The sequence below is a fragment of the Microcoleus sp. S13_B4 genome (assembly GCF_036700885.1).
Classification (GTDB): Bacteria; Cyanobacteriota; Cyanobacteriia; order Cyanobacteriales; family Microcoleaceae; genus Microcoleus.
Window position 1 is genome coordinate 220,276 of sequence record NZ_JAUBPU010000003.1, and the last position, 13,708, is coordinate 233,983.

At 47.4% G+C, this 13,708-nt stretch carries 15 protein-coding genes; 7 read left to right on the forward strand and 8 right to left on the reverse strand.

From position 1 onward, the window contains the following. Positions 1 to 14 precede the first annotated feature (14 nt). Positions 15 to 533: an anti-sigma regulatory factor gene (locus QT994_RS03735; protein WP_333171890.1), complete on the reverse strand. Its 519-nt coding sequence runs from the start codon at positions 531 to 533 to the stop codon at positions 15 to 17. 417 nt (positions 534 to 950) lie between these two features. On the opposite strand from QT994_RS03735, the gene QT994_RS03740 reads away from it, so the two are divergent. Next, entirely contained in the window at positions 951 to 2,087 is a 1,137-nt protein-coding gene (locus QT994_RS03740; protein WP_006632014.1) for a PP2C family protein-serine/threonine phosphatase, read from the forward strand. Between the two features lie 56 nt (positions 2,088 to 2,143). On the opposite strand, the gene QT994_RS03745 is transcribed toward QT994_RS03740, so the two are convergent. The 4 genes from QT994_RS03745 to QT994_RS03760 form a co-directional block, all read right to left on the reverse strand. Next, positions 2,144 to 2,470 (reverse strand): STAS domain-containing protein, encoded by a 327-nt coding sequence (locus QT994_RS03745; RefSeq protein WP_333047161.1) that lies wholly within the window; start codon positions 2,468 to 2,470, stop codon positions 2,144 to 2,146. 239 nt (positions 2,471 to 2,709) lie between these two features. Beyond that, on the reverse strand, positions 2,710 to 3,414 hold the full coding sequence (locus tag QT994_RS03750; RefSeq protein WP_333171892.1) for a helix-turn-helix domain-containing protein: 705 nt from the start codon (positions 3,412 to 3,414) through the stop codon (positions 2,710 to 2,712). 44 nt (positions 3,415 to 3,458) lie between these two features. Beyond that, entirely contained in the window at positions 3,459 to 4,010 is a 552-nt protein-coding gene (gene dps, locus QT994_RS03755) for a DNA starvation/stationary phase protection protein Dps (RefSeq protein WP_333171894.1), read from the reverse strand. 96 nt (positions 4,011 to 4,106) lie between these two features. Then, on the reverse strand, positions 4,107 to 4,367 hold the full coding sequence (locus QT994_RS03760; RefSeq protein WP_333171896.1) for a sulfiredoxin: 261 nt from the start codon (positions 4,365 to 4,367) through the stop codon (positions 4,107 to 4,109). 146 nt (positions 4,368 to 4,513) lie between these two features. Here QT994_RS03760 and QT994_RS03765 point away from each other — a divergent pair, with 146 nt between their 5' ends. After that, complete coding sequence (locus QT994_RS03765) at positions 4,514 to 4,747, forward strand: DUF433 domain-containing protein (protein ID WP_006632006.1); 234 nt, start codon at positions 4,514 to 4,516, stop codon at positions 4,745 to 4,747. Then, positions 4,744 to 5,085 (forward strand): DUF5615 family PIN-like protein, encoded by a 342-nt coding sequence (locus tag QT994_RS03770; RefSeq protein WP_333155903.1) that lies wholly within the window; start codon positions 4,744 to 4,746, stop codon positions 5,083 to 5,085. The genes QT994_RS03765 and QT994_RS03770 overlap by 4 nt, the downstream gene beginning before the upstream one ends. 169 nt (positions 5,086 to 5,254) lie before the next feature. Here the strand turns inward: QT994_RS03770 and QT994_RS03775 are convergent, their stop codons facing one another. Both QT994_RS03775 and QT994_RS03780 read right to left on the reverse strand, forming a co-directional pair. Then, entirely contained in the window at positions 5,255 to 7,603 is a 2,349-nt protein-coding gene (locus QT994_RS03775; protein ID WP_333171898.1) for a hypothetical protein, read from the reverse strand. A 160-nt stretch (positions 7,604 to 7,763) separates the two neighbouring features. Beyond that, positions 7,764 to 8,450, reverse strand: coding sequence for a DUF1345 domain-containing protein (locus tag QT994_RS03780; protein ID WP_333047152.1), 687 nt, complete (start codon positions 8,448 to 8,450; stop codon positions 7,764 to 7,766). Positions 8,451 to 8,628: 178 nt separating this feature from the next. Between QT994_RS03780 and QT994_RS03785 the strand changes: the two genes are divergently transcribed. Both QT994_RS03785 and QT994_RS03790 read left to right on the forward strand, forming a co-directional pair. Further along, positions 8,629 to 8,883, forward strand: coding sequence for a hypothetical protein (locus tag QT994_RS03785; RefSeq protein ID WP_333047151.1), 255 nt, complete (start codon positions 8,629 to 8,631; stop codon positions 8,881 to 8,883). A gap of 82 nt (positions 8,884 to 8,965) precedes the next feature. Next, positions 8,966 to 10,036, forward strand: a complete 1,071-nt coding sequence (locus QT994_RS03790; RefSeq protein WP_333171900.1) for an Hpt domain-containing protein — start codon at positions 8,966 to 8,968, stop codon at positions 10,034 to 10,036. Here QT994_RS03790 and QT994_RS03795 read toward each other — a convergent pair. Further along, positions 10,020 to 10,145 (reverse strand): hypothetical protein, encoded by a 126-nt coding sequence (locus QT994_RS03795; RefSeq protein ID WP_333171903.1) that lies wholly within the window; start codon positions 10,143 to 10,145, stop codon positions 10,020 to 10,022. The genes QT994_RS03790 and QT994_RS03795 overlap by 17 nt on opposite strands. A 120-nt stretch (positions 10,146 to 10,265) precedes the next feature. Here QT994_RS03795 and QT994_RS03800 point away from each other — a divergent pair, with 120 nt between their 5' ends. Both QT994_RS03800 and QT994_RS03805 read left to right on the forward strand, forming a co-directional pair. Next, the gene (locus tag QT994_RS03800; RefSeq protein WP_333041514.1) at positions 10,266 to 10,730 is read left to right on the forward strand and encodes a Fur family transcriptional regulator; all 465 of its coding nucleotides are present in this window, start codon (positions 10,266 to 10,268) and stop codon (positions 10,728 to 10,730) included. Positions 10,731 to 11,410: 680 nt separating this feature from the next. After that, the gene (locus tag QT994_RS03805; RefSeq protein WP_333171905.1) at positions 11,411 to 13,672 is read left to right on the forward strand and encodes a hypothetical protein; all 2,262 of its coding nucleotides are present in this window, start codon (positions 11,411 to 11,413) and stop codon (positions 13,670 to 13,672) included. The last annotated feature ends 36 nt before the right edge of the window (positions 13,673 to 13,708 follow it).

The window sequence follows — 13,708 nt, forward strand, 5'->3', positions numbered from 1 at the left end:
ACCCGATGAACCCATTAATCAGAAATTTCCTCTACCACTTCCAAAATATCCTGTTCATTGTTCGGCCTTGAGACAGGAGTATAATTTTTGATGATCGACAAACAGTTCCGTCCATCAGCCGTTCTCTCGTAACTAATACTGTCTGCGATGTCTTTAATCAATTTTAGGCCCCGCCCGCCGGGAGAGTGAATATCGACTTTTTCCGAAATATCTTTGATTTTTTTCTCTAAATCAAACGGATCGCCCGAGTCCCAAATTTTAATCTCTAAAGATTCAGCGAACACCGCCACCTGAATGTCAACAGGCAAATCCGCTGGTTTGCCCTTGTGAGCGTGACGCACCGCATTCGTAAAGCCCTCCGCCAAAGCTAACTGACACCGTATCCACACACTTGTAGGAATTCGCGAGTCGTACAATTGTGCAAACCACGACAAAACCCAGCTTAATCCGTTCAGACCTGTATTGACTTGAAGATCCGCTTTTTTTAGCATCGGCAACTTTTCGGAACCTTTTAATTCAATCACGCTCACCACAGAAGTTCTTCATCGGCCGGTGGGCAAAATACAACCAGACACAATACAACCAGACACAATACAACGGCGGCAAAATTGAATGGTAGTTTGAGGATACTAGCTTTGGTGGGCCGTCTAGCGATGTCTAATACACTAATCGGTTAGCGAGCATACCATAAATTGAACTTCCGTGTCAACCAGCACCTGTGGCAAATAAAAGTCTATAAAAATTTATATTCTGAGTATAAACTGAGTGAAGTTCGATCGCGCCAAATTTTCCTCAAACTTTAACGTAAATTGAACTCAACCACCCGCCGTCAAAAGCAATTACCTCGAAAGCGATGTCAATAAACTATACTCAATCTCAGACAAGGGCGCTGACAGGATATATTTTAAATGACCCCCAGACCTTGAAAAACTTGTAGTACCTAAGTGCCCATGTTTCAAATTCTGGTTATTGACGATGATACGGCTGTTCAAGAACTGCTGAGAAGAACCCTGAAAAAACAGGGTTACGAAGTAACAGTAGCAAGCAATGGCGAAGACGGTGTAGCCCAGGCGCAAAAATTGCGTCCGGCCCTGATCATTTGCGATTGGATCATGCCGCGCTTGACCGGCATCGATGTCTGCCGTCGAGTTAAGGCAGATCCGGATCTGTCAACTACACAATTCTTTTTGTTGACTTCTTTGGGCTCGATCGCCGATCGAGTCAAAGGCCTCGACGCCGGTGCCGACGATTTTATCTCGAAGCCGATCGAACTCAACGAGTTACAGGCGAGAGTACGCGCCGGATTGAGGCTGCACCAACTCAGCCGAGATTTGAAAATAGCCAAGCAAAGTCTGGAAGCAGAGTTAGCTGAGGCCGCTGAGTACGTGCAATCGCTGTTGCCAGATCCGATGACGGAACCTTTCAGCATCGAAGCAAAATTCATTCCCTCGCGGCAGTTGGGGGGAGATTGCTTCGACTACAACTGGCTAGATGCCGATTATTTAGCGATTTACTTGCTCGACGTAGCCGGTCACGGTTTGCGGGCGGCGCTGCCTTCTGTGGCCGTGCTGAATTTGCTGCGATCGCGCACGCTCCCCAACATAGACTACTACAAACCCAGCGACGTTTTGCGCGCCCTGAACACCACCTTCCAGATGAGCTACCAAAATGATAAGTATTTCACCATCTGGTATGGCGTTTACAACCGCATTTCTCGCCAGCTAGTTTATGCTAGCGCCGGCCATCCACCGGCCGTGTTGATTTCCCAGTCCCCTGCGAGCACTGCTAAAATCCAGCGATTAAAAACCCCCGGAATGCCGGTGGGGATGTTCCCCGATGCCCCCTATGTCGATAATTGCTGCGATGTCGAGGATTTGAGCACTCTCTACATCTTTAGCGACGGGGTATACGAGATCCACCAACCTGACGGCAATATCTGGGGGCTTGACCCTTTCGTAGATTTGTTAGCAGCTTACAACGGTGCAAGTGCCGACCAGTTAGAGCTGGTTTTGAACTACATTCAAAAGTTGAACGCTAAAGCAGTTTTTGATGATGATTGGTCTTTACTCAAGGTAAACTTTGGCTAGCTGACTTCTTGCATTGCATCTGCGACCAAATAGCAAGAAGCTAGCAGCCAAAAGATTTAGTTAGTGGAAGGAATTTTGCTATTAAAAGCATCGCGGGTCTGAAATATCTCGAAAACTCGATCCATGCTGGTGAGTTCAAATAAGATACGGATTTGCTCGTTGATAGAACAGACAACTAATTGACTCCCAGCGGCCCGGACTGTTTTGAGCGCCAAGACTAAAGCGCCCAAACCAGAACTATCCATAAATGTCACATCCGTGAAGTCTATCAATACCACATCGGCTCCCGCTTCCACTAGGTCGCTAATCTCTTGGCGGAATTGACTTGCCTTGGTGCCGTCTAAAATGCCAGAGGGCTGAATAATTTTAACTACAGGACTCATATTTTGCGGTGGGAATGTCAGAATTTCTAGCCAGACTAGGCTAGTATAGCTGCGAGATGGACTCCGAGCCAAATAAGAGAGGGGGAAAGCGCCAGAGCCTGAGAGCGGGAGAATAGTTTTGAGTGCAAAAGATGGTGCTCGTCGCGGATCGTAACGCTGATCAGAGTCGCAGCGCTTCGCCGGGAGTGAATTTTGAGATAGGGACAATCTTTGTTCTGCCGAATGCCTTCTGGTATTAATCAAACTCGGCTAACTTTGGCGCGGTAGAGCAGTCTGTCGCCTTGTCTGTAGCCTGTGTAGCGGACTTTGACGGGTTCTCCTGGCTCGGCTGTTCCTTCCATGAGCTGGTGCTGTTGGGGGTTGTAGGGAATCTGGACTCCGACTGGGGCGATCGACTCCACTCCCCAATGCTCCAATAACTGCTCGACGGGCCGCAGCAAGGGCAGTAGTTTCTGAGCCCGCAAATTGTGATTTTCCTGAGCTTTGCTCGCAGCAGTCGGCCACTGCAACATCCAAGATTCTAAAATTTGCACGCTAGATAGCTGGAATTCCTGCATCAAAGATTCTCGCTGCTGTTCGATCGAAGCTTGCAGGCGCTGATATTCTTGTTCTAGGGCGGTCGGTGGTGCCTTTTCTAACTCTACATAGTCTGGTGCCAAGGTTGTCAGCAGTTCGGTTAAGGAAATTTGCAAAGCTTGACTAATTTTGAGCAGGATGTCGGCTCGGGTTTTCAAAGCTAAGCCACGACGCAGGCGGATGACCTGAATTTCGGGAACTCCTGCTTTTTGGCTGAGTTCTCGATCGCTCGAAAGCCCCGCCTGTTCAATCAGGCGTTGCAGTTGAGGAGCATAATCTGGAATATTGGCAGTCACGAAAAACTCATCCAAATTAATAAATGGACATATTCTCGATCGTAAACTGTCACGAGCCTTAAGGAAATACATCTGTGGGGCGGGCTCCCGCGCCCACCCCACAAATGTTTTTGTGGCTATCTGACGCCTACTTTTTCCGGGGCTGTGGCTGTTGCAGTTGTCGCCGAACCTTGCAAATGTGCTTCTAGGAACCACAAACGCTTGTCAATTGTCCGCGAAATTTCGGTGTAGAGATCCGCTGTATCGGCATCGCCGAGTTCGCCTGTTGTGTCGATGGCGACTCGCAGGTGTTGGGCGTAGGGTGCGTAGCGATCGGCTAAAGCCGTCACGTACTCTTTGCCGTCTAAAATGTCGAAAGGAAATTCTGGCAAAATCGAATCTGCGGCGGCTGTGCGGGCTGTTCCTACAGCCAAACCGCCCAAAGCTGTGACCCGTTCGGCAACCAAATCGATGTATTCTTCGAGTTCTGTTGCCATTTCGTCAAATAGCAAGTGTAACTGGTAGAAGTCCATGCCTTTAACGTTCCAGTGAGCTTGCTTGACTTGAGTTTTTAAGTCCAGAGTCGTTGCTAGTGTGGCGTTGAGCAGTCCGACTACTTGAGAGCGGGTGGCGGCTGACATATCGATGCGGGTCGGGTAAAGATGTTGTTTTTGGTTGTTGGTAGTCATAGGTTTTTACCTTGTTATTTAGTGATTGTCGATCGAACATCTGAGAAAGCTTTGGGCGATCGAATGTTTGCCTGTTGTGAATTTCTGTTGAGAGGCTCAGGCTAAGTGCATCTGCAACACGGCACGGGGAGCTCGGCGTACTTTACAGCGGATAGTTTCTAAACCGAGACGCTGGCAAGCTTCGTATCGGTGGCAGCCGGAAAATCCGTAATATTGGCCATCTACTTCTAGCACATCGATGGGTTCGTTTAAACCTACCTCGCGGATGGATTCCATGAGGGTGGCGACTTTGGTTTGGTCGTTGACTCGCGGCAGGGGGCGGCGAATCTGGTTGAGGGGTATTTCTTCGATCCTCATGGCGACTGTCTCTTTTGCTTCTTATTAAATCATACTCGTAATGACTTCGTTTTGGCCACAAATATGAGGACTTACCCAAAAACCTGCTTTCGAGATGATTACTCAGTAAGATGGAGACGAACAAAGCAACTTACAGGCAACCCCTGATGAACTCAACGACTGGCTTGTTAACTCGCATTACCCAAACCCCCGGTCAGTGTGGTGGTCGTCCCTGCATTCGAGGAATGCGAATTCGAGTCACCGACATCTTAGAAATGCTGGCTGAGAACGTCAGCGTTACTGAGATTTTAGAAGATTTCCCGGACTTGGAGCTTGCAGATATTCAAGCTTGCTTACTGTTTGCTGCACGACGTACCGATTTCCCAAGACTGACGGCATGAAGATATGGATCGATGCTCAACTGCCACCAACTCTCGCAAATTGGCTGACAGATAACTTTAATTTAGAAGCGGTTGCGTTGCGAGATATTCAACTTCGAGATGCCCAAGATACCGAAATTTTTGAATCAGCACAAGCCGAAAAAGCTGTGATTATGACCAAAGACAGCGACTTCATCGATTTGGTATGTCGATTAGGAGCGCCCCCTCAAATTTTGTGGTTGACCTGTGGCAATGTAACAAACCGTAACCTGCGACAATTGTTAACTGCCACTTTACCTGATGCAATAGAACGATTGCGTCAAGGAGAGGCGATCGTCGAAATCAGCAACAACCCTTGAAGCCAATATTGCTGATAACGGAATAATGATTTCGTTCAGCGACTACTAAACTCTGCATCCACACCGAAATCGCTCAACCGTTCGTTGCGACGAGATTCTTCGATTGCGGTCTACACTTTTCAAGTTTCGAGCTTTCAAACTATATTTTCCCTTGTCAAGTGTCCATTTACTAAAAAGCATTCTCATCTTCACTGAGATGACGGGCAACTACACTGTATGGATAATCATTTTGCTCAACATCTACCCCAATAACCACAACTCGACTGACAGGATAAATGCTCATAGCTTCATCCAGAGCATTTTCCATTGTTCGATTTCTTTTTTCTCTATCAATACGCTTATAGGCGAAGCCAACGACTGCTCCGCGCTCTGGAACTATTTCATTAGTCAAGATACAAGTATTATTGTGATCGGGTAGTTGCCAAAACTTATGGACAATTTTTTTAATTCGTTTGAACCCTTCTTCAAAATTTGTTTGATCGTCATGAGTAAAATTGAGAAGTACACAACCAACTTCAGTCCAACGCTCAGAATGCCGTGATTCAATATGCTGGATAATGCTTCTCCACCAACGTGTTAATTTACGCTGCGGTTTAGGAGTTTCACTTTTAGGTAATTCCTTCATAAAAAATGGATCAAAAATGTTGGACATACCAAGTAAGGAAAGACGCTGTTGAGTAAACTCAGCATTCCCAATGTTAAACCCTGTATCAATATAGAACGCAAGCAAATCAATCTCATCGCCATTATAATCAGCATTTTTCTCAAATTCTGCTCGCCGTACTAAGTAGTGTAGTTTCTCACAACTTCCCTCCAAAATTTCAAAGATAATTTCGAGATCTGCAAGAGACATAGTTGGAGACATTTCAATATCCGATGCAATTAAACCCGCTTGTTTCAAATCGGTGGCTCGACAAAAAAGAGTCCCCAATGACTCTAAAGTGATACTCAAGCGAACCACCTCACGTACTTTTGAACAGTCAACTTCATTTAATTCGCCTTTGCGATTATTCAACTGATGCAAACCTGGATTTTTTATTAGGTAATCAGAAAATCTTTTGGATTGAAGGGATGGTTCTACCATTAATTTTTTGACAATCTTCTTTAGGCTCTCAAATGCCCCACGCTTTGTCGCTTCAGTCACTCTACCTGATTTAGCCTCCACAACTAGCAAATAAGAGTCGAGTAAAACCAGAAGGTCAGTTTCAAAAGTCTTCTTGGTTGTAGCATCGAACCATTTGCTACCTTGATAAAGCTTGGCAGATGGGAAAGCTTTTTGGAAAAGCTGATAAATCTCTTGCTCCAAAAATTTTCCTCTACGCTCTTCATATTTTTTATAAATTTCAGGATGAGGTTTAATAATAGCTTCCATAATATCTATTAAATAATTTAAAAAGAGTGTTATGACTGGGCAGAAATAAGTTCCAACCTCAAGCTTGATGAGAGGTTTCTGCCAAACAGGATTGCCAAGAAATAAATGTTCTGAATTCCAGTTTGATAAATCTCCGAAAGATAGCGACCAGGAATCCAGCACATTTTTTAATGCTTCTGGATTAATAGCTTTTGGGTAAGCATCTACAAACGTATCGAGTGTTAATGTGTAAATATGTTTTAGTCGTAGATCACTTTGACTGAAAATAATACTTCTTAAGCCGTCAAGAGTTAAATCTTTCTCTTGAACAAAGGCTGAGAGGTCTTCTGGAGATGAAGTAAGATCGGGAAAAGCTTGATAATATTCTTTGATAGCTGTTTCGATGTTTTTGGCGCGGAGCGCAGGCATAACCAAATTCCGATGCTGATTAATTCTGTACTCAACAACATCGAGTATTTGGAACCACATTTCAACTAAACAACCAACTCGAACTCCAATTCTTTGCTCAATCGTATCATCCAGGCTTGAGAATAAATCCGAAACAATCCGCTTAACTTGTTGTGGATATCCCCAGTTACGTACAGCTTGAGTATCTGCCCTGATCCTTTCTACTGTGATAAGCTTCTGATGCTGCTCTATGGTTGTCGATGGATCTGCTAGGGATAAAGGCTTCATTTGAAATCCACGTGTGACATCCTGAACCAGTTGGCGAAACTCAACAAAGTCTTGTGGTAGAGCTGATCTGAAATCAAATGAATCTTGTGAATGCTGAAGAAGAAGACCTTGTAGAAATTCTACATGATGTTGAAGGATTGGATTTTTTTCAGTCCATTCACGATTTATACCGGGTGAAGTAGTTAAATCGTAGTAGGCAAAAAACGATAGTAAAGAACAAGGCTCAACCTGAAAAACTTGTTTTTGCAATGTTTCAAAAGAGGTCTCAAATTGTTGCCCGAAGTTTTCACCTAATTTCTTAATTAATTCAACTCTTGCGTCTTCAGTCATTCCCTCAAACGGTGATGGCATCTTGTGATAAGTGAATCCAGTAAATTCTTTTTCGACGCGACGAGTACCAAAACCTCTAGACTGGTTTTTATTATTTGCCTGAGCAGAATTTTTCTCTTTCTTCCGTTTCTTCTTGGTCACTGAAAAACTCACCTAAACCCTGATACTTAGTTCTCCATCCCAATGATAGCGGGACTTTATTAAAATACTCAACTCGGACAGATAACTTTGATAGACCGCCCCGATATAACCTAAGCAGTCGAACTATTATTAGGGTGAAACTTTCCACTGGGACAGAATGTCAACTCAATCCAGCAATAATATTGACGCTCATAGCCAGAATAGCGGTGTTAAAAAAGAACGACAGCACGCTGTGAAAAAGCACGAGATACCTCGTGGAACGAGAAGTTATCTGCACGTCTGCAACTTGGCAAGTCATCCCAATACCAAAGGAGAAATATAAAAAATCTTTGTAATCTGGTTCCTCGTCGCCCGGAAAGTCCAAACCATTCGCCTGCGAGTAGCTGCCGTGCTGTTTGCTGCGGTTTTTGTAGTAGCTGCGGGCATAGTGCATCGTGAAAATAGTGTGGACCTGCATCCAAGAGCCAACAATTGTAAGAACAGAAAGCCCCAAGTGCAGAAATAGCAAATCGGGGGGCAAGCCTTTGGTATCGCGCAGCAGGAAGAAGATAGCCAACAAGCTAGCACAAGCGGCTGCTACGATCGTGCTTAAGATTGCCAAGCGGCCAGCATCCAACTGCTGAGCGTGGTGGCGCATTATTTCGGGAGTGCCTTGCAGCATCAGCATCCAAGTCAAAAGCAGGAAACTGACAGCGCCCGCGTTCCAAATGCACAGTGTCCGAGTCAGGAGGAAATATTGAGGTGGCAGGAAAACAGCGACTGCTATAGCGAACAGAACAGACGCAAACAGGCGGTGCCGGACGCTCCAGAGCCAGTGCATTTTAGATAGGCGAACGTTTTTCACCATGAAGTTAGGAACAGTAAGGGTTAGAAAATGCTAACTACTGATATATTGCCAGGAAATCGCAAAAAATAATGAATTGGTAACACGCAACACAGGCAGGATTTTTCATGCCTTTCGATAGATCGATCGACCTCAACCTTCTAGGTACAGTGGGAGAAAAGATAAATTGTGGCTTGAAATTATGGCATCCTCCCAACCCCTCAAAGGCATTGAATTGATCGACTGCGCCAAAGCTAACGCCCAACAAGGAATCGCCACAGCCGCGAACCTTTGCGGCTACGGGAGCGACCTCAACACCTTCGAGCGGGAACTGAAAAAGGCTTGCCAAGACATCGGCGTCGAAGTCAAGGAGTTAAGCGACTTGATTACGGCTCAGCAGATGATGAAACAAGGGATGGGTATTGAAGTCGCTCCAGATACTCCCTCAGAACTCTAGGCTCAATCTCCACCGCACCAGTTTTAGAGCTAAGATTGCCGCGACACCAGTATTTTGAGTCTGCTAGCTGAGGCAGGCTAGAATGTTTTGCATGGGAGCTTCCGACTTTTGGCAGGAGTCGCGTTTTCTCTCGGGAAGAGGGTGCTTTCTGGAGGGTGCACAGATTGTTAGGAGGACTGTCGTGTCAGATCAGCAAGACCGAATTATGCGTTTGTTTATAGAGGAGGCTAAGGAGCACCTCGATACTCTAGAAAATGGTTTAGTGGATTTAAAGTCCACGATGAAAGACCCCGAAAGCGTCCAAGAGATGTTTCGAGCCGCCCATTCCGTGAAAGGAGGGGCGGCTATGCTCGGCTTAGATAGTATTAAAACAACCGCTCACCGCTTGGAAGATTGTTTTAAGGTGCTCAAGGACGGGCCCGTCAAGCAGGTTGACCAAACGGCAGAATCCCTATTTTTAAAGGGAGTTGATACGCTTAAGGACTTGCTGGGGCGACTGGAGGGGCCTTTCGGCTTGAGGAATGAGGAGGGAGAAAAACTCGTGCAGCAGGTGATGCCTGTTTTTGCTCAACTGGAAACTCACCTCAATAAATTGGCGTCGGGCAAAGTGCAGGCTGCTGCTGGGTCTGGTACGCCCTCAGCTCCAACAGCGGGCGCTGTGCCGCCAAATTTTGCTGTTGAAGTGATGACTTTACTGAAAGAAATGTTGCAGGTGTTCAAGCAGAAAGAATCGGCTGCTAGTCGCTCTGAGTTGACGGCTGTGTGCGTTCGCCTCTATAAGTTGGGAGGTAAAATAGAGACTTGGCAAAATTTAGTAAAAACAGCTAGAGCAGCGATCGTTAATCCCAAAAACTCTTATCAAGTCTTAGCTCCGCTGATTATCAAAGAACTCAAGGAAGCTGGCGATTTAGTACAAGGGGGGAAAGCCAAGACGATCGTTCCGAGTAAAAATTTGCTACTTTTGGCAGCAAGCCCAAAACTAGCCGCCCCAGCCGCCCCAGCCGCCCCAGCCGCCCCAGCAGCAGCGTCGAAGCAAGTCGCACTTCCGGCCGAACCGAAGGCGGTAGTCAAGCTTTTGCTCAAAACTTTCAACAAAAAGCAACTCTCGGAAATCGCCAAGTTACTGGTTAACGCCATCAAATCCTCGAACTAGGAGTTGTTGCAGTAGAAGATAGAATCAAAGCAATATTTGTGAGGCGGATAATTTTATGGTGGGTGCTGGCAGCCGCTCGTTGAGCAGCAACTCGAAAAAATTCACTCATTCGAGATTTTTGCGCTCTATCTTCTACTGTTGGGCAACCCTGCGTTAGAATGATTGGATATGTAGGCGTGCAATATTGTACCAGAATTAAAAATCGAGCAGGCTTTATAAGGCGGTAGCTGTGAAACCAATTCGTTCATTAGAAGATGCTTTAAACCGCTGTCAGGCGATGGGAATGCGCTTGAGCCGCCAGCGTCGATTTATTCTAGAACTTTTGTGGGAGGCAAAAGAACACCTCTCGGCTCGCGAAATTTATGATCGCCTCAACAAACAAGCGCATTCGATCGGTCATACTTCGGTTTATCAAAATCTAGAAGCTTTGTCGAGAGAAGGGATTATTGAGTGCATAGAACGCTCGGAGGGACGCTTGTACGGCAATGTCAGCGACTCTCACTCTCACGTCAATTGTCTTGATACGGCTCAGATTCTGGACGTTCATGTGGAATTGCCGATCGACTTGATCGAGCTAATCCAAGAGCAAACGGGTGTCAAAATTGTAGACTACCGGATAGATTTCTACGGATATCGATCTGCCGAGTCCGCCACGCAAGCATCGAGTGTCAGCGATACGCCAAAGGCTTCGTAACGGATAAAGCAGCGGCTGTTGGAAGCAAAACAGATCTTTGTGCTCGGCCTGGCGGTTGTAGAAAATGATTTAATTATTTTGCTGGGTGCGATCGGTTTCTTTGCAGTCGCCAGCCGGAATTCGGCACAGTAGAAAAAAAATGAAAACAGAAAAATGAAACTCGATCGGCAAGTTTGGCGATCGGGAATAAAATTTACGACTAAACCCAAAAAATCATTTCTACCCTCTACACGTAAAAGTGTAGACCAAATCCGGCTGTAGTACCCCTTTATTTTGAAATCGGCTTGTAGGAGACGAAAGTTTGTGGAGGATTGGTTTCAACCGCTGAGTCTGATAAGGGAATTTCTGACCCGGATTTAATATTAGACCTTAGTTTAATCCCTCCCACAATTTATGTGCAGAGTCAATTCTAAAATCTAAAATCTAAAATCTAAAATTGCTCGACAGACGGGGGCTTAATACTGTTTTTTCTGCTAAACGGCCCCGGGATCTGTCAATAACTGTGTGATAACTGGTATGATTTACGTGCTTCGAGAGCCTAAAATACTCGGAAGCAACCAGTGGGGCTGGACACGAACCTCACTATAAAACGCCGTAGAGGGAAAAATTTCCAGTACCTTGAAGGAAGTTCTCGATCTCCTTAACAAGAGTCAGAAGCCGACATCACAATCTATGATTTGATGTGGGAGTGTCAGGCTTTACAGCGCATTACAGGACAGGCTGAAGTAATGGCGAGACGACAATCTGACCAATTCCACACACCACCGCAATACAACCCATCCCCCAAACCGACGGCACAGTTCAGTGCAGAGGCGACAGGCGATGCGAGTTCCTCAGTAACGGCGCTGCCGATTGAGGGCAAAAGAACTTTTTGGCAGTGGCAACTTATCTGGCTGAGTCTCCTGGTGGGATTTGGAGTAACCGGTGCCGCTGCATTTCTGTGGTTGCTGACGATGCCGCCGCCGCCCAATTGCCAGCAACTGTCGCCGCTCGCGGCGGATGGAGAGCGACTTTACTGCGCTCAGCAAGCTGCTAAGTCGGGCAAGCTAGAACAGCTAGAATCGGCAATAGCACTGGTGCAGGCTTGGCCGAAAGAACACCCTCTATACTCGCAGGGTCAACATTTGATCGGGGAATGGTCGAAAGCCATGCTGGGATTCGCCAGGGCGAAAATTGAGGTGGGCGATTTGAAGGGCGCTCTGGAGATTGTGGCGAAAATTCCGAAAACCAGTCCGTCTTACCCTGATGTACAGGAAGCTGTGACTGCTTGGGAAAAAAATTGGCAGGAGGGTCAAAAACTCTACGATACAGCCCTAGCAGCTTTGAAAAGTGAGGATTTAAGGAAGGCCTGGGATTATGCTCAAGCTCTGTTCAAGCTGGAAAATGTTTTCTGGAGTCAGAAGCGGTACAACGAGCTGATCCAGCAGATTTCTTTGGAAAGAAACGGCTGGCAGCGCTTGCAAGAGGCTAGAGATTTGGCGAAGGACGGAACTCCGCAAAAGTTCGCTGAGGCGATCGTCCTGGCTCGTAAAATAGACTCGCAGCTTTTTGCCCGCGCTAAAGCTGAGAAGGAAATTGAGGGCTGGAGCCGGACTTTGCTGGCAATGGCTACTAAACGGTTGGGGGCGAAAGACCTGCCGGGGGCGATCGAGGCTGCTTCTGTTGTGCCGCAGGATTCCCCGCTGTTTGCGGAAGCTCAAGATTTGATGCAGTTGGGTAGGGCTCAGGCAGTGACGTGGAACCAGTCGATATCAACTCCGCTGCCACAACACATTTTTAGCTTGCTGGAAGGGCAGGGGGCTGCTAGCCAAATTGCTCCGGGTCGCCCTCTGTACAAGCAAGCTCAAGTTCAAATTGAAAATTTGCAGGTGCAGTTTCAAGATTTGCTGCGTCTGCAAGTGGCGAGCACGATCGCTAGTGTCGGTCAGATAGGGACGTTTGGACTCGCGATCGAGCAAGCGCAAACCATCGGACTTAAGCAGCCGCGGCGGGTTCACGCTCAAACTTTGGTGGCTGCTTGGCGTCGGGAAATTCAGCGGATCGAAGACCAATCTTTTCTGACTCTGGCGAAGCAGTTGGCAGAAGCGCAAACCGTTGAAGGACTCAAGGCGGGCATCGCTCAGGTAGTTCTGATTGCTCAAAACCGCCCCCGCAGGGTAGAAGCGCAAACTCTCTTGGCTCAGTGGACGAAACGCATAGAAGTTATTCAAGATCAGCCTTTTTTGGATGAAGCCATCGCTCTAGCGAAGCAAGGAAAACTTAGTGCTGCTATTGAAAAAGCTTCGGCAATTAAGAGCGGTAGGACTTTGTACGCGAAAGCTCAGGATAATGTCTATCAGTGGGTGAGCGAACTGCAAGTTGCTCAAGACAGACCGATTCTCGATCGAGCTGCGGAATTGGCATCTCAAGGCAGTCTAGGAGCGGCGATCGATACGGCTTCCCAAATCGGTTACGGTAGGGCGCTGTATTCAGAGGCTGCAGGTGCGATCGGGCGCTGGAGTGCTGAACTCAGAGCCAACAGTGCACCGCCGCCGGAACCCGCTCGCGAGTCCGCGCCAGAACCCGCTCGCGAGTACGCGCCGGCTCCCCGACAAGAGGAGTACGCGCCGGCTCCCCGACAAGAGGAGCAGGCTCCGGCTCCCGAGCAGGCTCCGGCTCCCGAGCCTTACTATCCGCCCGCGAGCCAACAGGCCCCCGCAAGGGAACCGGAACCTTACTATCCCCCCGCAAGGGAACCGGAACCTTACTCTCCGCCCGCGAGGGAGCCGGAACCTTACTATCCCCCCGCGAGGGAGCCGGAACCTTACTATCCCCCCGCGAGAGAACAGGCCCCGGCTCCGGCTCCGGAACCTGCTCCTCCTCCGGCTCCGGCTCCGGAACCCGCGCCGCCCTCGATTCCTGACTCGGCTGGTCCTCCTGATGCTAATTTGATCCCCGAGTAATGGGGTTTTCGCGCGATCGAGCTCTAAAATCTCCAA